The sequence below is a fragment of the Streptomyces sp. NPDC030893 genome (assembly GCF_055571535.1).
The window spans coordinates 739,706-757,493 of the sequence record NZ_JBVIFC010000001.1 but is presented as its reverse complement, the minus strand read 5'-3'; the positions used below and the strand labels follow the sequence as shown (position 1 = coordinate 757,493).

Here is a 17,788-nt window from a genome sequence, read left to right as displayed (position 1 = left end):
CGGGGGATATCCCCACCGCGGATCCGGTAGCGGCCCGGATCCCCCGCCGGGCCCCGCGTCCGTACGGTCGAAGAGCGCTCGAACACGGCTGTCGGGCGCCGCCGTCCGCCCCAGGGAGAGACACCGTCATGACCCGCACCGCGCCCCGCACCGTGCCCGGCACCGCGCCCCGCACCCCCCGTACCGCGCGGATGCGTCCGCTCGCCCTCGCCGGGGCCGCCGCGGTGCTCGTCGCGGGCCTGAGCGCGTGCTCGTCCTCGGCCGCCGCCGACGACGCCCCCGACCGCCGCTCGTTCGAACTGCCGGGCACCACCCTCACCGTCGACTCCGACGAGTCCGACCTCGAGATCGTCGCCGTGGACGGCCGCCCCTCGGACCGGATCGAGGTCACCCGCTGGTTCCGGGGCAAGGTCGTCATGGGCTCGGACGCGAAGATCACCTGGTCCATGGACGGCGACCGGCTGGTGCTGCGCCAGAAGTGCTCGGGGCTCATCGTCGACTGCGACGCCAGGCACCGCGTCGAGGTGCCCCGCGGGGTGACCGTGAAGGTCCAGGAGAGGGACGGCAGCGTGCGGGCCAAGGGCTTCCGTGACGCGCTGAGCATCCGCACGACGGACGGTTCGGTGCACGTCACCGACTCCACCGGACCCCTGGAGCTGCGCACCGGCGACGGTTCCCTGCGCGCGGAGGTCTCCTCCCGTACGGTGCGCACCCACAGCGGCGACGGCTCGACCCACCTCGAACTCGGCGTCGTACCGGACCTGGTGGAGTCCCGCAGTGACGACGGTTCGCTGACCATCGAACTGCCCCGGGCCGCCTACCGCGTGGACACCCGGACCGGTGACGGCGGCGAGAACGTGTCGGTGCCGCGCGACGACTCCAGCTCCCACCGGGTGACCGCCCGCACCGGCGACGGGAATCTCACTGTGCGTACAGCGAACTGACGGGCCCGTGTGTTCGTCCTCCACCGGTGGGAGAATGGCACCGGCAGGGCGAACGACAGTACGGGAGAGGGATGTGACGGCGACACCAGCGCAGCCGTACTCGCCGTCGGAGCCGCGTGTGCCGCGTGTGCCGCGCATGCGCCGCACCGCGTCCGCTCTCCCCCCGGGGCACCGGGCCCCCGGCCCGCTGCGGGACGCGCTCGCACTCGTGGCGCTGCCGCTGGCCGCGGTGCTGGTGCTGCCCGCCGCGTTCGCCGGCGGCGGAACCCGGCGCTGGTTCGGCGGGCGGGCCGAGAACCAGCGGGCGGAGGCGCAGGCCGCGAAGGACGCGGCGGCGGCCGCGTTCTACGACCTCGACACCGCCCAGCGTGACCTGCGGATCTCCATAGAGACGATCACCGCCGTCGACTCCTCCCCCGCCGCCCGCCGTGTCGTCTCCGACTTCGAGGCGCTCGGCCGGCGCATCGACGAGGCCAGCCACCGGTACATCGACGCCGTCGACGCCCACGACCTGGACCGGGACGATCTGGAGGCGTCGGCGGCCACGCGGGCCCGCGCGGAGCTGACCGCCGCCAAGGAGGAGCTGGGGCGGGTCAAGCAGCAGCTGGACCGGTTCGCCGACGGGCTCGGCCCGCTGCTCGGGAAGGCCGAGACCCAGCTGGCCCGGCTCGCGCCCTCCGTCGAGCGCGCCCGGCAGGCGCTGCTCGCCGCCTCGAACGCCCTCGACGCCGCGCGCGGCTCCGGGCTGCGGGCCGACGACCTCGCCGCCCGCCTCGCCACGCTCTCCCCGGAACTGACCAAGCTCAACCAGGGCGCCGGGCAGCACGGCGTGCCGCAGACCCTGGAGCGGGCCGAACGCGTCACGCGCGAGGCCGAGGCCGTCCGCGTGGAAGCCGAACGGCTGCCGGAACGGGCCGCCGAGATCGACCGCCGGCTGGTCTCCCTGCGCACCCGCGCCCAGGCTCTCACCACCCGCTCCGAGCAGGTCGAGCCGGTACTCAGCGAGCTGCGCCGCCGCTTCACCGCCGCCTGCTGGCAGGACCTGCAGCAGGTCCCCGAGGTCGCCGCGGAGAACGTGGCGCAGGCGGAGAGCAGGCTCGCCGAGGCCAGGACCGCCCGCGAGCAGCAGCGGTGGGCGGACGCGACGGCGCTGCTGTCGACCGCGCGGGCGCTGCTGAACACCACCGACGAGGCCGTGTCGGCCGCCGGTGACCGCCTGCACCGGCTGAACGCCGTGCAGAAGGACCCCGAGCAGGAGATCGAACGCACCCGCTTCGCCATCCGGGACGCCCAGCGGCTCGCCATGGCCGGCCGCAACACCCCCGATCCGCGCCACGCCCGCCCCCTCGACGACGCCGTGGCCCGGCTGGAGCGGGCGATCACCGGTCTGGAGGGGCGCCACCCCGACTACTGGCACTTCCTCACGGAGACGGAGACGGTACGGGCGACGGTGAGCCGCGTGGTGGCGCAGATCCGCGAGGAGCGGGGCGGCGGCGCCCACTGACCGGCACGGCGGCGGCCGGCCCGGTTAACCTGTGCCCATGCCTCGCTACGAGTACCGCTGCCGGACCTGCGGCGACACCTTCGAACTGAGCCGCCCCATGGCGGAGTCCTCCGCCCCCGCGGACTGCCCCGCGGGCCACGACGACACGGTGAAGCTCCTCTCCACGGTCGCGGTGGGCGGTACCGCCTCCGCCGGAGCGCCCGCCCCTCCCGCGGGAGGCGGCGGTGGCGGCTGCTGCGGCGGTGGCTGCTGCGGCTGACGGGCCGCCTTCAGGCTCCCTTCAGCTTCGCGTTCCTAGCGTGGATGCATGACAGCCAGCGCAGCGCTCATCACCACGGCGGCCGGGGACCCGGGTGCCGGACCGCAGTGGGTCAACGACCTCATGGACGCCATGGGCGCCCCCGGAGCGGGCCTCGCTATCGCGCTGGAGAACCTCTTCCCGCCCCTGCCCAGCGAGGTGATCCTGCCGCTGGCGGGGTTCGCCGCGAGCGGCGGGCGGATGGGCCTGTTCGAGGTGCTGCTGTGGACCACCCTCGGCTCCGTCGTCGGCGCGCTCGCCCTGTACGGGGTGGGCGCGCTGCTGGGCCGGGAGCGGACCGTGGCGATAGCGGGCAAGCTGCCGCTGGTGAAGGTCTCCGACATCGAGAAGACGGAGGCGTGGTTCCTGCGGCACGGGACCAAGGCCGTGTTCTTCGGCCGGATGATCCCGATCTTCCGCAGCCTCATCTCCGTACCGGCCGGTGTGGAACGCATGCGGCTCCCGGTGTTCCTCGGCCTGACCACGCTGGGCAGCGCGATCTGGAACACCGCGTTCGTGCTCGCGGGCTATGTGCTGGGCGACAACTGGGAGCAGGTCACGGCCGTGGCCTCGGCGTACTCGAAGGTGGCCCTGGGAGCGGCCGCGCTGGCAGTGCTGGTGTTCGTGGTCCTGCGGATGCGGCGACCGGGCGCGGGACGCCGGCGGCGCGCCGGGCAGGACGACACAGGGCCGACACCCCCCTCACCCCCCGCGGAGGTGGACCACCCCACCCGCCGCCTCCGCATCCCGGACCCGCACGAACTCACGGGCCACCGCCGCGACGGCTGAGCACCGGCACCCACGCGGGCAAAACCCCCCACCACGGAGCGCGCCCCACCGCACGGGCGCCTCGCCGCGCGGGCAGCACTCGCGCGGGACGCGCCATCGCGCAGGCAGCACCCGCCACCGCACGGGGGCTCCTCGTCACACGGGCAGCACCCGCCACCGCACGGTTGGACCGTCACGACAAGGGTGGACACGCACCGCACAGACGGGACGCCCCACCGCACGCAGGGGGCGCCCCACCGCACGGACAGCACCGGCCACCGCACGAGCGGGACGCCGCGCTGCACGGCGGGAGGTGTCACCGGAGGCGGGATGCCCTGCCGCGCGGGTGGCTCCCCGCGCCCCGGGGCTGTCGGGTCACCTCGGGGTGCGGACCGTTTGGAGGAACTCTCGGAGGATGCGTTCACCGGCCAGGACGCCGCGCTCGGGCAGGGACCTGATCGCGGGGGCCGTCCAGTCGGCGTCGGCGAGTTCGCCGTGGCCGGGGCGCCAGCCCCGGTCGGCGGCGAGGAGCAGGTCGGCGTCGAGGAGGGAGTCGCCGGCGGCGAGGGTGAGGTCGGCGCCGGTGCGGCGGGCGACCTCGCGCACGGCGGCGCTCTTGGTGAGCGGCTTCGGCACGGCGTAGATCTTGCGGCCTTGGAGGGACACCGTCCAGCCGCGGTTCTCCGCCCACACCGCGAGTTCCTTCACCCACTCCTCGCGCAGCAGCTCACGCTCGACGACCAGGTAGGCGAACAGGTCCTCCGCGACGCGGTGCTTGCGCACCCACACCGGGTCGGCGGTCCGCAGCAGGTGCTCCTGCACCTCGGCCAGCGGGGCGCACTCGTCGGCCAGCCGGGCGAGCACCCGGGCGTGCCAGTCCCGGTCCGGCTCACCGTCGACGAGGATGTGGCCGCCGTTGGTGCAGATCGCGTAAGTGGGCTGCGGGCCGGGGAGGTTGATGCGCTGGTACTGCTTGCGCGTGCGGGTCGTGGTCGGGACGAACACGGCCTCGTCGCCGAGGTCGGTGAGGAGTTGGGCCGCCGTCTCCGTCATGTACGACAGCGGCTTGCTCTCGTGGACCTCCACGCACAGCAGGCGGGGCGCCCGGGCGTCGGGCATGGTGAGGGCGAGGGCGGCGGCGGAGTAGATGAGGGTGCGGTCGAGGTCGCTGGCGACGAGGACGGACATCAGCGGGTCACCGCCCTGCCGTCGGCGCCGGTCGCGCCCCGGGTGTAGCGGGGGTGGATCAACCCCACGCAGGTGTACGGGAGTCGGTCGACCTCCTCGACGGGGACGCCCCGCTGTTCGGCGAGCAGGCGGACGTGGTCGAGGTCGCTGCCCGCTCCCGCCCGGGCCAGTATCTTCCAGGGCACCCGGCGCAGCAGCACCCGGGTGGTCTCGCCGACGCCGGGCTTGACGAGGTTGACGTCGTGGATGCCGTACTCCTCGCTGATCCGCTCGACCGCGGCCCAGCCCTCCCAGGTGGGGGTGCGGTCGGCGGCGAGCAGTTCCTTGGCCTGCGCGCAGGCCGCGTCCGTGACCTCGGGGAAGCGGGCGGAGACGGCGTCCAGGAAGGTCACCGACAGGTCCGCGGCGGCGAGTTCGCGGTAGAACTTGGCGCCGTGGAAGTCGTCCGGGCCGACCAGGTCGGCGCGGAGCACGGTGCGTGAGATCAGGCCGGAGACGGTCGAGTTGAGGCAGGCGGAGGGGATCAGGTAGTCCTCGCGGGTGCCGTAGGTACGGACGCAGGAGCCGGGGTCGGCGAGGACCGCGATCTCCGGGTCGAATCCGGTGACCCCCTCGGCCTTCTCGAACTCCTCGATCGCCTGGGCGAGTTCGCGGGTGATGGCGCCCTTGCCGGTCCAGCCGTCGACGAACACGACGTCCCGGGGGTCGTGGTGGGCGGCCAGCCAGCGCAGCGCGTTGGCGTCGATGCCCCGGCCGCGCACGATGGAGACGGCGTAGTGCGGCAGGTCGAGCTGGTGGCGGTGCTGCGCCCAGCGGCGCATCAGGATGCCGACGGGGGTGCCGGCGCGGGCCAGGGAGACCAGCACGGGTCGGGGTGACCGCTCGGCGAGGACGGTCTCGGTGACCACGCCGACCGCGTGGGCGAGGCGGGCCGCCGACTCCTCCAGGGCCGCGTGGAACAGCTCCTGGTACTGCTCGCTGGGCTGGTACTCCACGGGCAGCGACTCCGCGTAGTGGGCGCCGCCGCTCTGGATGGCCTCCTCGCGCTCCTCGGTCGGCGCCTCCAGCGTCACGTCCGAGAGGTCCTGGAGCAGCCAGCCGACCTCCTCGGGCGCGTACGAGGAGAAGGCGGGGCCTCTGAGGGGCTCGGGCAGCATGGTTGCGGGCCTTTCGGGGGCGTCCGGTCGGGCGTCCGGTCGGGCGTCCTGGGGTCTGTCCTGGGCAGCGGGTACGTACGACGGTACGACCGCGAGGAGGACGTGCGGGGTGTGCGCGGCGAGCCGGGCGAGCAGGCCGTCGGGCGCGTGCAGGGCGGGGGTGTCGGCGGCCGAGTCGACCACGGCGACGACGGCGTCGAAGCCGGCGCCGGCGACGTTGTAGGCGTAGCGGTCGCCGGGGCCGTCGGCGGGGTCGTCGTGGGCGGGGAAGACCAGGCGGGTGCGTATGGCGTAGCCGGGGTCGTCGACGGCGAGGACGGGGGAGCGGGTGGTGGTGGAGAAGCGCACGTCGGTGCCGGTGGTCCGCTCCAGCTCGCCGGCGAGGCGCAGGGGGGCGTACATCAGTTCTTCGAAGCCGAGGATCAGGACGCGGTGCGCTGTGGCGGGGAGGGCCTCGGCGAGGCGGGCCGCCATGTCGGGGAGTGCGTGTTCGAGGCGGGCTCGGTGCGAGGGGGTGAAGCCGTGACGTCCCCCGTCGGGGAGGCGGGACGGCCAACGGAGGTCCACGCGGGTGACGGGCGTCGGCTTGTCGTTCGGCTGCGGGCCGCCGGTGGCTGATCGCGCAGTTCCCCGCGCCCCTAGGGTGTGAGCCCGAGCGTCACCTTCCAAGCGAGCGGTACCCGCATCCCCCTCCAGGGGCGCGGGGAACTGCGCACCCGGCCGATCATCCCCGCCGGCCGCCCCCACAACACCCTCACCTTCCAAACGAGCGGCACCCGCATCTGCCCCCAGGGGCGCGGGGAACTGCGCGACCGGCCCCGACGGCGCCGCAGCCGGCCGATCGCCCCCGCCGGCCGCGGCGGCCTCGTACCGCGCCACCAGTGCCTGTCCCTTCTCCAGGACGCCGTCGGGCAACCGCACCGTGCCCGACGCGGTCGTCACCAGGTCCACCCGCGCACCGATCTCGCGGGCGAACTCCTCCAGCCGTCCGGCGTCCGCGGGCGACCGCATGTCCACCAGGGCGACGACGACGTACCGCGTCCGCGGATACCGCGCGTGCAGGTCCCGGACGGTGTTCAGCACCGTGTTGCCCGTGGAGAACTCGTCGTCCACGAGGACCAGCGGCCCGTCCCCGGCCAGCAGGGCGGGGTCCTCCGGGAGCAGCAGGTGGGACGTGGCGTGGGAGTGGGACTCCTCGAAGCCCCCCGCCGTGGCCGTCCCCGCGACCGGCCGGCGCGTGGAGTGCAGGTAGGGGGCCACGCCCAGGCCGTCGGCGACGGAGTGCCCCAGCCCGGTGGCGGTCTCGGCGTAACCCAGCACGACCGCGTCCGACGCCGACTCGCCCAGCAGCTCCCGCACCCTGCGCCCGAGCGCGACACCGTGGCCGTACACGACGGACGGCGACTGGGGTACGTGCTTGCCGAGGACGTTGGACACGAGCAGGTGGGCCCGCTTGGGGTTGCGGCGCAGGGCCAGGCCCACCAGGCCGGGCAGGGCGTCGTCGCCGGTCAGCTCGACCCCGAGCCGGCGTGTGACCCAGCTGCCGGACCATGTGTTCACTGCCTTCTCCATCCCCGTCAGTCCGCCAGTCCCGCCGCGAGCAGTTCCACGAAGCCGATGTCCTCGTTCGCCACGCCGAAGACCTCGGCGCGCAGCAGGGTCCGCTCGGCCCAGGCGCGGTGCGGTTTCACTTCGTTCATCTTGTTGGTGTAGGCCGACCTGAGCACACCCCCGCCGCCGCGTTCCGGCCGGAGGATGTCCCGGGCGTCGCTGTACTCCTCGTGGCTGACGACGGACAGCGCGTGGACGGGCAGCACGTGGGAGGGGTGGATGCAGGTCTTGCCGAGGAGGCCGTTGGCCCGGTCGAGGGAGATCTCGCGGAGCAGGCCGTCCATGGCGTGCTCGATGAGCTTCTGCCGCAGTGCGACGGCCTGGACCTCGTGGAAGGGGCTCTGCCGCAGCAGCGGTTTGAACATGCGTTCCTGGACGCGGAAGTACTCCCAGACGGGGCCGGTCACGGTGAATCCGGTGCCGTCGGCGCGGCCCAGCATGTTGACCACGTCGGAGATGACGGAGGCGACGACCTGGATGTCGTACGCCGTCATGTCGGGGCCACGGCGCAGCCCGTAGGAGGAGCAGAAGTCGGTCACGCCGAGGCGCAGGGCCAGCACGCGGTCGCGGTACTTGTCGATCGCGCGGAAGATGCCCTCCAGGGTCTCCACGCGGGACTCGCGGTAGAGCAGCTCGGGGGATTCCAGGACGGGCATGGCGAACAGCCGGTGGCCGCTCTCCGCCTCGGCGGAGGTGAGCGCCTCGAGGAACGGCAGGCCGCGTTCGGCGGTGAACTTGGGCAGGACGAATCCGGACAGCAGCCGGACGGAGGCGCCGAGCCTGCGGGTGAGGTCGGGGATCTGCTCGGGGGCGCGGACGCGGATGAACAGCAGCGGCAGATCGGTCCCGGGCCGTCCGGCCAGGTCGGCGAGGTGGCGTACGAGGTTCTCCTCACCGGCGGGTACGTCGGCGTCGTCGATGGAGTCCTCCAGGCACAGCACCATGGAGACCACTCCCCCGGCGCCCTGCTTGACGATGTCGTCGGCGAGCCGGGGCCTGGTCGCCGGGCTGTAGAGCGTGGCCCCGAGGGCGGCGGAGAGCGTGCGGGCCGGGGACTCGGGGGTGAACTCGCCGGGCTCCCGGTAGAAGAGACGTTTCCGCACCGCAGGGGCGATGTGCCCGAAATGACGCATTGAACTCCCCCGTGGTGTCCGTGGAATCAGTGGAATGTCGGAAGGTGGCCGGTAATAGTACGTAGATATCCATGTCGACGGTTCCCGCCGGGCATGAACTTCAGGTAACCCGGCAGTGTCGAGCCCAACCCCCCGCATTGTCGTGACCAGGACGTAGAGGGCAGGATGACCACATGACGCACGCGATGCTGAAGGGGTCGAACGTCCCTCTCGAGGTCACCACCGTACGCGCCGTGCTGCGCTGGTCGCCCGGGCAGGGGGTACCGGACGTCGACGCCTCGGCGCTGCTCCTGGGCCTCGACGACCGTGTGCGCTCCGACGAGGACTTCGTCTTCTACAACCAGCCCCGGCACCCCTCCGGGAAGGTGTGGCGGCTCGGCAAGAAGCGCGTCGCCGAGGGTCTGACCGACACGATCCAGACAGACCTCGCCGGCGTCGAGCCCGGCGTGGGCCGCATCCTGCTCGTCGCCTCGGCGGACGGCGTCCCCTTCGACCGGGTGAGCGCGCTGCGCATCCTGCTGTACGACGCCCAGGCCGCCGAGGGGGAGGCACTGGCGTATTTCGACGTCAAGCCGGAGACCGGCCAGGAGACCGCGCTGATCTGCGGTGAGCTGTACCGGCGCGGGGACGGCTGGAAGTTCCGGGCGCTCGGTGAGGGCTATTCCAACGGGCTGGAGGGCCTGGCGACCGACTTCGGCATCTCGGTGGAGGAGTCGGAGGAAGCGCCGGAGCCCGGCGCGGACGACGCCGTCCAGCAGCCGCCCGCCACGACGCAGCTGCCGGACGGGCCCCCCGACCGGCCCTCGTCCGAGGCGCTGACCCAGCCGCAGGCCCCGCTCGTGCCCCCGGCCCCCGAGGTCTCCCGGCCGCTGCCGCCGGAGCGGCCGGCGGGCGTGCCCGCGCAGCCCTCGTACGGCTATCCGCCGCAGCAGCCCCCGGCCACCCAGCCGGCCTACGGCTATCCGCACCCGGCGAACCCGCCCGCCTACGGCTACCCGCCCGCGCCCGCCACGGCCGCCGCCGGTGCGCCGGCCGGGTACGGTTTCCCGCCGCCGGTCCCCGTCTCCCCGGACCCGGACTTCCGGCTGCCGCCGCAGGGGCCTCAGTTCATCGGGCGTTAGCCGGCGACGGGCGCCACGGGAATCACCGTCCGGTCACCGCTCGGCCTTCGTTTTGAAGCCCCTGCCCCACTGCAGTCCCCATCCGTAGAGCCGGTCCAGCTCCGCCTGGAAGCCGTAGACGAACCGCACCTCGCGGCGGACGATGATCTCGTCCTTGACGTTCTCGATCATCACCACCGCGCAGGAGCGGGCCTGCGGATGGCGTTCGTCGAGGCTGATCTCGACCCGCGGGCCGTTGCTGGGGAACAGCGTGACGACGGCCTGGGTGCGGTCGAAGGCGGGGGTCTGGTCGTAGATGTAGGCGAAGACCAGCAGGCGCTTGATGTTCTCGCGGTGGTCGAGGTTGACGTAGATCGTCTCGCCGGAGGCGGAGCCGAACCGGTCGTCGCCGCTGAGCTTGACGTACGGCGGCGCGTTGATCTCGCCGAGGAAGCCGCCGAGGGGCTGGACGACGCCCTTGGTGCCGTCCTGGAGTTCGTAGAGACAGCCCAGGTCGAGGTCGACGTTGACCATGGACTGGCTGTGGCCGATGACCTCCGGCGGTTTGAGCGCCTTGAAGGGATGGCGCAGCAGGCTCTCCCGCTGGGGGCCGCCGAAGTCGGAGGTGCGCATCCGCCAGCTCAGGTTGATCCGCAGATGGCCGGTGGCCGCGCCCTGCTTGGTGAGCGACACCTGACCGTGCCGCTTGGTCAGCTCGATGGCGTTGGTGGCCGCGTTGCCCGAGTCGAAGGCGCTCTCGCGTCCGCCCCACAGTCCGTCCAGTAAACCCATTCCCGCCCCCATTCCGCTTGTCGAACCCCCGCCGCCCGCCGCCGGGCACCCTCCTGTGCCGACGGCCGACGGGGCGGCCTCGAGGACTGGTCCTCGGTGGCCGCCCCGTCGTCGAGAGCGTTCCTCGTCCGGGAGGCTGTCACACCCCGGAGGTGACCTCGGTCTTCACGGGTTCCTTCGCCGCGGCCGCCGCGATCGCCTGGTTGCGGCGCACCGACGACCAGAAGGAGGCGCCGATCAGGACCACCCCGACGAGGCCGGTGATGATCTCGTTGATCTCGAACCTGATGGTGACGAGCAGGATCATCGCCAGGGCGCCGATCGCGTAGTGCGCGCCGTGCTCCAGGTACACGTAGTCGTCCAGGGTGCCCTGGCGGACCAGGTAGACCGTGAGCGAACGGACGTACATGGCGCCGATGCCGAGGCCGAGCGCCATCAGGACGATGTCGTTGGTGATGGCGAAGGCGCCGATCACACCGTCGAAGGAGAAGGACGCGTCCAGCACCTCGAGGTAGAGGAACATGAAGAACGCGGCCTTGCCGCCGACGGCGAGGGCCGTACGCGGCTTGCCCTCCCGCGCGGCCCGCTCCTCCGCCTCGTGTTCGCGTTCCTCCTCCTCTTCGAGCTTGCCCTCGAAGAAGCCGGAGAGACCGCCCACGATCAGGTAGGTGATCAGGCCGGCCACACCGGAGAGAAGGACCGTGTCCGTCTTGTCGATGTGTGTGCCGCCGTGCTGGTGGGCCTGGCCGGCGAAGGCCAGGGCCGAGATCATCAGGATGATCAGCGCGATGCAGACCGACAGCATGTCGACCTTGCCGAGCTTGGCCAGCGGGCGCTCCAGCCAGCCGAGCCACTTGATCTCCCGCTCCTCGAAGATGAAGTCCAGGAAGATCATGAGGAGGAACATGCCACCGAACGCGGCGATCGCCGGGTGGGCGTCGGTGACGAGTTCCTGGTAACGGTCCTTGTCGCTGAGCGCGAGGTCGACGGCCTCGATCGGGCCGAGCTGGGCGCTGACGGCGACAATGACGACGGGGAAGACCAGCCGCATGCCGAAGACGGCGATCAGGATGCCGATGGTGAGGAAGATCTTCTGCCAGAAGGCATTCATCTTCTTCAGGATTCCGGCGTTGACCACCGCGTTGTCGAAGGACAGCGAAATCTCCAGGATGGAGAGGATCGCCACGATGCCGAAGGCGGTCCACCCCCCGAAGAGGAACGCCGCGACCAGACCGAGCGCGGTGACCGCGAACGACCAGCCGAAGGTTTTCAGAACCACTGGCTACCCCAGAATGTGTGTACGGGTCTCCCCCGCGCCGTGCCGGCTTTACGAAACGTTGACGCCGAAGTCTAGAGCGATGCCGCGAAGCCCCGACGCGTACCCCTGTCCGACTGCGCGGAACTTCCACTCCCCCTGATAGCGGTAGAGCTCGCCGAAGATCATCGCGGTTTCGGTGGAGGCGTCCTCGCTCAGGTCGTAGCGGGCCAGTTCCTGGCCGTCGGCCTGGTTCACCACGCGGATGAAGGCGTTGCTGACCTGGCCGAAGGTCTGGCCGCGCTCGTCGGCCATGTGGATGGAGACCGGAAAGATGATCTTGTCGCACCGGACCGGCACCCGGGAGAGGTCGACCAGCAGCGACTCGTCGTCGCCGTCGCCCTCACCGGTGAGGTTGTCACCGGTGTGCTCCACCGAGCCGTCCGGGCTGGTGAGCTGGTTGTAGAAGACGAACCACTCGTCGCCCATGATCCGGCCGTCGCTGCAGATCAGCGCGCTGGCGTCGAGGTCGAAGTCGGCTCCGGTGGTGGAGCGCGCGTCCCAGCCGAGTCCGATCATCACCTGGGTGAGGTTCGGTGCGGCCTTGGACAGGGAGACGTTCCCTCCCTTGGCAAGCGTGACGCCCATGATGCTGGTCCCCCTCCGGTCGGTGTTCCTCAGATGGTCCTGCGCTCCCCCGCGGGGGACACCGCCAAACGCCGCACGCCGACCGCGCGGCGCCGGGCGGACGCGCCCCGGGCGTTCCCGCCCGGGGCGGTTCGTGTCAGACGTTGACCCCGAAGTCCTGCGCGATGCCGCGCAGGCCCGAGGCGTAGCCCTGGCCGATGGCGCGGAACTTCCACTCCGCGCCGTGCCGGTACAGCTCACCGAAGACCATGGCGGTCTCGGTGGAGGCGTCCTCCGACAGGTCGTAGCGGGCGATCTCGGCGCCGCCGGCCTGGTTGACGACGCGGATGAACGCGTTGCGCACCTGGCCGAAGGACTGCTGGCGGTTCTCGGCGTCGTAGATGGAGACCGGGAAGACGATCTTCTCGATGTCCGCCGGGACGCCGGCCAGGTTGACCTTGATCTGCTCGTCGTCGCCCTCGCCCTCACCGGTGAGGTTGTCACCGGTGTGCTCGACCGAGCCGTCCGGGCTCTTGAGGTTGTTGAAGAAGACGAAGTTGGCGTCGGTGCCGACCTTGCCCGAGTTGTTCAGCAGCAGGGCGCTGGCGTCCAGGTCGAAGTCGGTGCCGGTCGTCGTACGGACGTCCCACCCCAGTCCGATGATGACCGCGGTCAGGCCCGGCGCCTCCTTGCTCAGCGATACGTTGCCGCCCTTGCTGAGGCTGACTCCCACGAGTCCTCCATTGATGTCCAGGGGCGGGGTGCCCCGTCGTGCGTCGGATGTCGGATCAACGAGTCGATCCTAGTGAGGGGTTCCCGGGGCTCGCAGGCCCTGATGAGGAACGATCACAGGGTGTCGAGCGCTTTCAGGTACTCGCTCAGGTCCCGGGCGTCCGGCAGGCCGTTGACGACGGTCCAGCGCACGACGCCCTCCTTGTCGATGATGAAGGTGCCGCGCACCGCGCACCCCTTGTCCTCGTCGAAGACGCCGTAGGCGCGCGAGACGTCGCCGTGCGGCCAGAAGTCGCTGAGCAGGGGGTACTCCAGGCCCTCCTGCTCGCCGAAGACGCGCAGGGTGTGGATGGAGTCGTTGGAGACGGCGAGCACCGCGGTGTCGCGGTCGGAGAACCGCGGCAGATTGTCCCGGACCTCGCACAGCTCGCCGGTGCACACACCGGTGAAGGCGAACGGGTAGAAGAGCACCACCACGTTCTTCTCGCCCCGGAAGTCGGACAGCCGCACGGTGGCCCCGTGGTTGTCCTTGAGTTCGAAATCGGGGGCCTTGTCGCCGACCTGGATCGCCATCGTCTGGATCATCCCTTCGGGGTGGTTCGCTCCGACCACCCTACGCAGGGAGTACGACAGGCCGACGGACGGGCCGCCGCGTGACGCGGCCGGCCCGTCCGGGGACGATTCACCGCTTCGACTTGGCGGCCTTCGGGGTGGCCAGCCGGCTGCCGCTCCAGTCCTTGCCGACACTGACGCTCTTCGACGCCGTCAGGCCGGCCGTGGTGGCGGCCTCCGAGATGTCGCTCGGCTCGACGTAGCCCGAACGGCCGGTCTTCGGCGTGAGGAGCAGGATCGCGCCGCCCTCTTCGATGTACGTGGTGGCATCCACCAGCGCATCCGTCAGGTCGCCGTCGTCGTCGCGGAACCACAACACAACGGCGTCGGCCACGTCGTCGTAGTCCTCGTCGACAAGGTCGCTCTCGATGACGCCCTCGATGGCCTCGCGGAGCTCCTGGTCGACGTCGTCGTCGTAGCCGATCTCCTGGACCACCTGCCCGGGCTGGAACCCCAGCCTGGCGGCAGGGTTCGTCCGCTCCTCCGCGTGGTCCGCGGTCGCGCTCACGGGTTGCCTCCTGATCATGTCTTGGGAATATCTCAGCCACGCGCGTGCGCGAAGCATTGGCCGTAGTCCACACGGGCGGGACGGATCGCGCAAGTACCCGGCCGTACAGACCGCCAAAACGGTGACGATCCGGGCCGGGTCACCGCAACTCCAGGCACACCATCATGGCCCGTTGTGACACGCACCACACCCATGTGCCCCGTTTGGCCCTTTGGGAACCGTCTATGTGTACGAAGACTCGATGGGACGAGCCCCATGCACACCGTACTGGCCGCGCCCGCGGATTACCTCCCGGTAGAGATGACGCCGGCGGCCCCGAGGTGGACCATGGGGAGCGGCGCACACCGGGCCGCAGCAGCGAAACGGCGGCCCTTTCACGGCCCTCTGACAGGTAAGGAACAGCGTGGCTTCCGCATCCGATCGCAACCCGATCATCATTGGCGGCCTTCCGAGTCAGGTTCCTGACTTCGATCCCGAGGAAACCCAGGAGTGGCTCGACTCCCTCGACGCCGCCGTCGACGAGCGCGGCCGGGAGCGGGCCCGCTATCTGATGCTGCGGCTGATCGAGCGTGCCCGCGCCAAGCGCGTGGCCGTCCCCGAGATGCGCAGTACGGACTACGTCAACACGATCCCGACCCGTGCCGAGCCGTTCTTCCCGGGCAACGAGGAGATCGAGCGCAAGATCCTCAACGCGACCCGGTGGAACGCGGCCGTGATGGTCTCGCGCGCGCAGCGGCCCGGCATCGGGGTGGGCGGTCACATCGCCACGTTCGCGTCTTCCGCGTCGCTCTACGACGTGGGCTTCAACCATTTCTTCCGCGGCAAGGACGAGGGCGACGGCGGCGACCAGGTCTTCTTCCAGGGGCACGCCTCCCCCGGGATCTACGCCCGCGCGTATCTGCTGGACCGGCTGAGCGAGCGGCACCTGGACGGGTTCCGGCAGGAGAAGTCCGCGGCTCCCTACGCGCTGTCGTCGTATCCGCACCCGCGCTCGATGCCGGACTTCTGGGAGTTCCCGACGGTGTCGATGGGGCTCGGCCCGATCGGCGCGATCTACCAGGCGCGGATGAACCGCTACATGCACGCGCGCGGGATCGCGGACACCTCCAAGTCGCACGTGTGGGCGTTCCTCGGCGACGGCGAGATGGACGAGCCGGAGTCGCTGGGCCAGCTGACCATCGCCGCGCGTGAGGGGCTCGACAACCTCACCTTCGTCGTCAACTGCAACCTCCAGCGGCTCGACGGCCCGGTGCGCGGCAACGGCAAGATCATCCAGGAGCTGGAGTCGGTCTTCCGCGGCGCCGGCTGGAACGTGATCAAGCTGGTGTGGGACCGCACCTGGGACCCGCTGCTCGCCCAGGACCGCGACGGTGTGCTGGTCAACCGGATGAACACCACGCCGGACGGCCAGTACCAGACGTACGCCACCGAGTCGGGCGCCTACATCCGCGACCACTTCTTCGGCGACGACCACCGGCTGCGCGCGATGGTCGAGGGCATGACCGACGACCAGATCCTGCACCTGGGGCGCGGCGGGCACGACCACCGCAAGATCTACGCCGCGTACAAGGCGGCCCTGGAGCACAAGGGCCAGCCGACGGTGATCCTCGCGAAGACGGTCAAGGGCTGGACGCTGGGCCCGAACTTCGAGGGGCGCAACGCCACGCACCAGATGAAGAAGCTGACGGTCGACGACCTCAAGCACTTCCGGGACCGGCTGCACCTGCCGATCGCCGACAAGGACCTGGAGTCCGGTCTGCCGCCCTACTACCACCCGGGGCCGGACACGGAGGAGATGCAGTACATGCACGACCGCCGCAGATCGCTCGGCGGCTACGTGCCGACGCGCGTGGTGCGGTCGAAGCCGCTCGAACTGCCCGGGGACAAGACGTACGCGACCGTGAAGAAGGGCTCCGGTCAGCAGTCCATCGCGACGACCATGGCCTTCGTCCGGCTCCTGAAGGACCTCATGCGGGACAAGGAGATCGGCAAGCGGTTCGTCCTGATCGCGCCGGACGAGTACCGCACCTTCGGCATGGACTCGTTCTTCCCGAGTGCGAAGATCTACAACCCGCTCGGGCAGCAGTACGAGTCCGTGGACCGGGAGCTGCTGCTCGCCTACAAGGAGGCGCCGAACGGGCAGATGCTGCACGACGGCATCTCCGAGGCGGGCTGTACGGCCTCGCTGATCGCCGCGGGGTCGGCGTACGCGACGCACGGCGAGCCGCTCATCCCGGTGTACGTCTTCTACTCGATGTTCGGTTTCCAGCGCACCGGCGACCAGTTCTGGCAGATGGCCGACCAGTTGTCGCGCGGTTTCGTCCTGGGCGCGACCGCGGGCCGTACGACGCTGACCGGTGAGGGTCTCCAGCACGCGGACGGCCACTCGCAGCTGCTGGCCTCCACCAACCCCGCGTGCGTCGCGTACGACCCGGCGTTCGGCTACGAGATCGCGCACATCGTGCGGGACGGGCTGCGCCGGATGTACGGCTCGGACGAGCGGCATCCGCACGGCGAGGACGTCTTCTACTACCTGACCGTCTACAACGAGCCGATCCAGCACCCCGCCGAGCCGGAGAACGTCGACGCGGAAGGCATCGTCAAGGGCCTCTACCGCTTCAGCGAGGGCCCGGCGGGCTCGCTTCCGGCGCAGATCCTGGCGTCCGGGGTCGCGCTGCCGTGGGCGATCGAGGCGCAGAAGATCCTCGCCGAGGAGTGGGACGTCAAGGCGGACGTCTGGTCGGCGACCTCCTGGAACGAGCTGCGGCGCGAGGCCGTGGACTGCGAGCGGCACAACCTGCTGCACCCGGAGGAGGAGCAGCGGACCCCGTACGTGACGCGCAAGCTCGCGGCGGCGCGGGGGCCGGTGGTGGCGGTGTCCGACTGGATGCGGTCGGTGCCGGACCAGATCGCGCGCTGGGTGCCGGGGACGTACCAGTCGCTGGGCGCGGACGGTTTCGGCTTCGCGGACACGCGCGGGGCGGCCCGGCGGTTCTTCCACATCGACGCGCAGTCGATCGTGGTGGCGGTCCTGACGGAGCTGGCCCGCGAGGGTCACCTCGACCGCTCGGTACTGAAGCAGGCGATCGACCGGTACCAGCTGCTGGACGTCGCCGCGGCGGACCCGGGGGCGGCGGGCGGCGACGCGTAACGCCTCCGGCGGACAGCCGAACAACGCGGGGAGGCCCCCCGGCGCGCAGCCGGAGGCCCTCCCCCGCGCTCCCCGGCCGCGCTGGACACGCGAGAGCCCGAGGCGGTACCCGCCAGGCGCCTCCGACGGACGGACGACGAGGACCTCCGGCCCGCAGTCGGGGGTCCGCCCTCTCCACGCTCCACGGCCGTGATCACGCCTGGGAGCACGAGCGGAGCCCGCAGGCACCTCTGGTGGACGGAGGGACAACGGAGGGCCCCCGGCGCGCTGCCGGGGGCCCTCCCCCGCGCTCCCCGGCCGTGAGGGACGCCCGGGAGCGCGAGGCGGTGCCCGCGGCGCGAAGACGCTGGCCGCGCGAAGGGGTGCCCGCAGCACGAAAGTGCCGGGCGCAGCACGGGGCGGCGACCG

15 protein-coding genes are annotated in these 17,788 nt (G+C 71.4%); 6 read left to right on the top strand and 9 right to left on the bottom strand.

The window, feature by feature from the left end; translation table 11 throughout:
* The first annotated feature begins 128 nt into the window (after positions 1–128).
* The 4 genes from ACZ434_RS03320 (at position 129) to ACZ434_RS03305 (ending at position 3,535) form a co-directional block, all read left to right on the top strand.
* Positions 129–944: a DUF4097 family beta strand repeat-containing protein gene (locus tag ACZ434_RS03320; protein ID WP_468451245.1), complete on the top strand. Its 816-nt coding sequence runs from the start codon at positions 129–131 to the stop codon at positions 942–944.
* A gap of 73 nt (positions 945–1,017) precedes the next feature.
* Positions 1,018–2,448: a hypothetical protein gene (locus ACZ434_RS03315; RefSeq protein WP_468451243.1), complete on the top strand. Its 1,431-nt coding sequence runs from the start codon at positions 1,018–1,020 to the stop codon at positions 2,446–2,448.
* Between the two features lie 37 nt (positions 2,449–2,485).
* Positions 2,486–2,707 (top strand): FmdB family zinc ribbon protein, encoded by a 222-nt coding sequence (locus tag ACZ434_RS03310; RefSeq protein WP_468451241.1) that lies wholly within the window; start codon positions 2,486–2,488, stop codon positions 2,705–2,707.
* A gap of 48 nt (positions 2,708–2,755) precedes the next feature.
* Positions 2,756–3,535 carry a DedA family protein gene (locus ACZ434_RS03305; RefSeq protein WP_468451239.1) on the top strand — a complete coding sequence of 260 codons (780 nt, stop codon included), beginning with the start codon at positions 2,756–2,758 and terminating at the stop codon, positions 3,533–3,535.
* A gap of 354 nt (positions 3,536–3,889) precedes the next feature.
* Here the strand turns inward: ACZ434_RS03305 and ACZ434_RS03300 are convergent, their stop codons facing one another.
* The 3 genes from ACZ434_RS03300 to ACZ434_RS03290 are packed head-to-tail and all read right to left on the bottom strand — an operon-like array spanning position 3,890 to position 8,603.
* On the bottom strand, positions 3,890–4,702 hold the full coding sequence (locus ACZ434_RS03300) for an HAD family hydrolase (protein WP_468451237.1): 813 nt from the start codon (positions 4,700–4,702) through the stop codon (positions 3,890–3,892).
* Positions 4,702–7,431 carry a phosphoribosyltransferase gene (locus ACZ434_RS03295; RefSeq protein ID WP_468451235.1) on the bottom strand — a complete coding sequence of 910 codons (2,730 nt, stop codon included), beginning with the start codon at positions 7,429–7,431 and terminating at the stop codon, positions 4,702–4,704. The genes ACZ434_RS03300 and ACZ434_RS03295 overlap by 1 nt, the downstream gene beginning before the upstream one ends.
* Before the next feature lie 5 nt (positions 7,432–7,436).
* Positions 7,437–8,603 carry an HpcH/HpaI aldolase/citrate lyase family protein gene (locus tag ACZ434_RS03290; RefSeq protein WP_468451233.1) on the bottom strand — a complete coding sequence of 389 codons (1,167 nt, stop codon included), beginning with the start codon at positions 8,601–8,603 and terminating at the stop codon, positions 7,437–7,439.
* 173 nt (positions 8,604–8,776) lie between these two features.
* On the opposite strand from ACZ434_RS03290, the gene ACZ434_RS03285 reads away from it, so the two are divergent.
* A complete protein-coding gene (locus ACZ434_RS03285) occupies positions 8,777–9,724 on the top strand; it encodes a TerD family protein (protein ID WP_468451231.1) in 948 nt (315 codons plus the stop codon).
* 33 nt (positions 9,725–9,757) lie between these two features.
* Here the strand turns inward: ACZ434_RS03285 and ACZ434_RS03280 are convergent, their stop codons facing one another.
* The 6 genes from ACZ434_RS03280 to ACZ434_RS03255 form a co-directional block, all read right to left on the bottom strand.
* Positions 9,758–10,495, bottom strand: coding sequence for a TerD family protein (locus ACZ434_RS03280; RefSeq protein WP_468451229.1), 738 nt, complete (start codon positions 10,493–10,495; stop codon positions 9,758–9,760).
* A 139-nt stretch (positions 10,496–10,634) separates the two neighbouring features.
* The gene (locus ACZ434_RS03275; protein ID WP_468451227.1) at positions 10,635–11,774 is read right to left on the bottom strand and encodes a DUF475 domain-containing protein; all 1,140 of its coding nucleotides are present in this window, start codon (positions 11,772–11,774) and stop codon (positions 10,635–10,637) included.
* 48 nt (positions 11,775–11,822) lie between these two features.
* The gene (locus tag ACZ434_RS03270; RefSeq protein WP_468451225.1) at positions 11,823–12,398 is read right to left on the bottom strand and encodes a TerD family protein; all 576 of its coding nucleotides are present in this window, start codon (positions 12,396–12,398) and stop codon (positions 11,823–11,825) included.
* Between the two features lie 136 nt (positions 12,399–12,534).
* Positions 12,535–13,110 carry a TerD family protein gene (locus ACZ434_RS03265; protein ID WP_468451223.1) on the bottom strand — a complete coding sequence of 192 codons (576 nt, stop codon included), beginning with the start codon at positions 13,108–13,110 and terminating at the stop codon, positions 12,535–12,537.
* Between the two features lie 113 nt (positions 13,111–13,223).
* Positions 13,224–13,682 carry a peroxiredoxin gene (locus ACZ434_RS03260; RefSeq protein WP_468451797.1) on the bottom strand — a complete coding sequence of 153 codons (459 nt, stop codon included), beginning with the start codon at positions 13,680–13,682 and terminating at the stop codon, positions 13,224–13,226.
* 109 nt (positions 13,683–13,791) lie between these two features.
* Positions 13,792–14,229: a DUF3052 domain-containing protein gene (locus ACZ434_RS03255; RefSeq protein WP_167530103.1), complete on the bottom strand. Its 438-nt coding sequence runs from the start codon at positions 14,227–14,229 to the stop codon at positions 13,792–13,794.
* A 403-nt stretch (positions 14,230–14,632) separates the two neighbouring features.
* Between ACZ434_RS03255 and aceE the strand changes: the two genes are divergently transcribed.
* Positions 14,633–17,380, top strand: a complete 2,748-nt coding sequence (gene aceE / locus ACZ434_RS03250; protein WP_468451221.1) for a pyruvate dehydrogenase (acetyl-transferring), homodimeric type — start codon at positions 14,633–14,635, stop codon at positions 17,378–17,380.
* The last annotated feature ends 408 nt before the right edge of the window (positions 17,381–17,788 follow it).

Coding starts and splice junctions, on each gene's coding strand:
- ACZ434_RS03320 (WP_468451245.1), top strand. CDS start 129: ATGACCCGCACCGCGCCCCGCACCGTGCCCGGCACCGCGCCCCGCACC.
- ACZ434_RS03310 (WP_468451241.1), top strand. CDS start 2,486: ATGCCTCGCTACGAGTACCGCTGCCGGACCTGCGGCGACACCTTCGAA.
- ACZ434_RS03305 (WP_468451239.1), top strand. CDS start 2,756: ATGACAGCCAGCGCAGCGCTCATCACCACGGCGGCCGGGGACCCGGGT.
- ACZ434_RS03300 (WP_468451237.1), bottom strand. CDS start 4,702: ATGTCCGTCCTCGTCGCCAGCGACCTCGACCGCACCCTCATCTACTCC.
- ACZ434_RS03295 (WP_468451235.1), bottom strand. CDS start 7,431: ATGGAGAAGGCAGTGAACACATGGTCCGGCAGCTGGGTCACACGCCGG.
- ACZ434_RS03290 (WP_468451233.1), bottom strand. CDS start 8,603: ATGCGTCATTTCGGGCACATCGCCCCTGCGGTGCGGAAACGTCTCTTC.
- ACZ434_RS03285 (WP_468451231.1), top strand. CDS start 8,777: ATGACGCACGCGATGCTGAAGGGGTCGAACGTCCCTCTCGAGGTCACC.
- ACZ434_RS03280 (WP_468451229.1), bottom strand. CDS start 10,495: ATGGGTTTACTGGACGGACTGTGGGGCGGACGCGAGAGCGCCTTCGAC.
- ACZ434_RS03270 (WP_468451225.1), bottom strand. CDS start 12,398: ATGGGCGTCACGCTTGCCAAGGGAGGGAACGTCTCCCTGTCCAAGGCC.
- ACZ434_RS03260 (WP_468451797.1), bottom strand. CDS start 13,682: ATGGCGATCCAGGTCGGCGACAAGGCCCCCGATTTCGAACTCAAGGAC.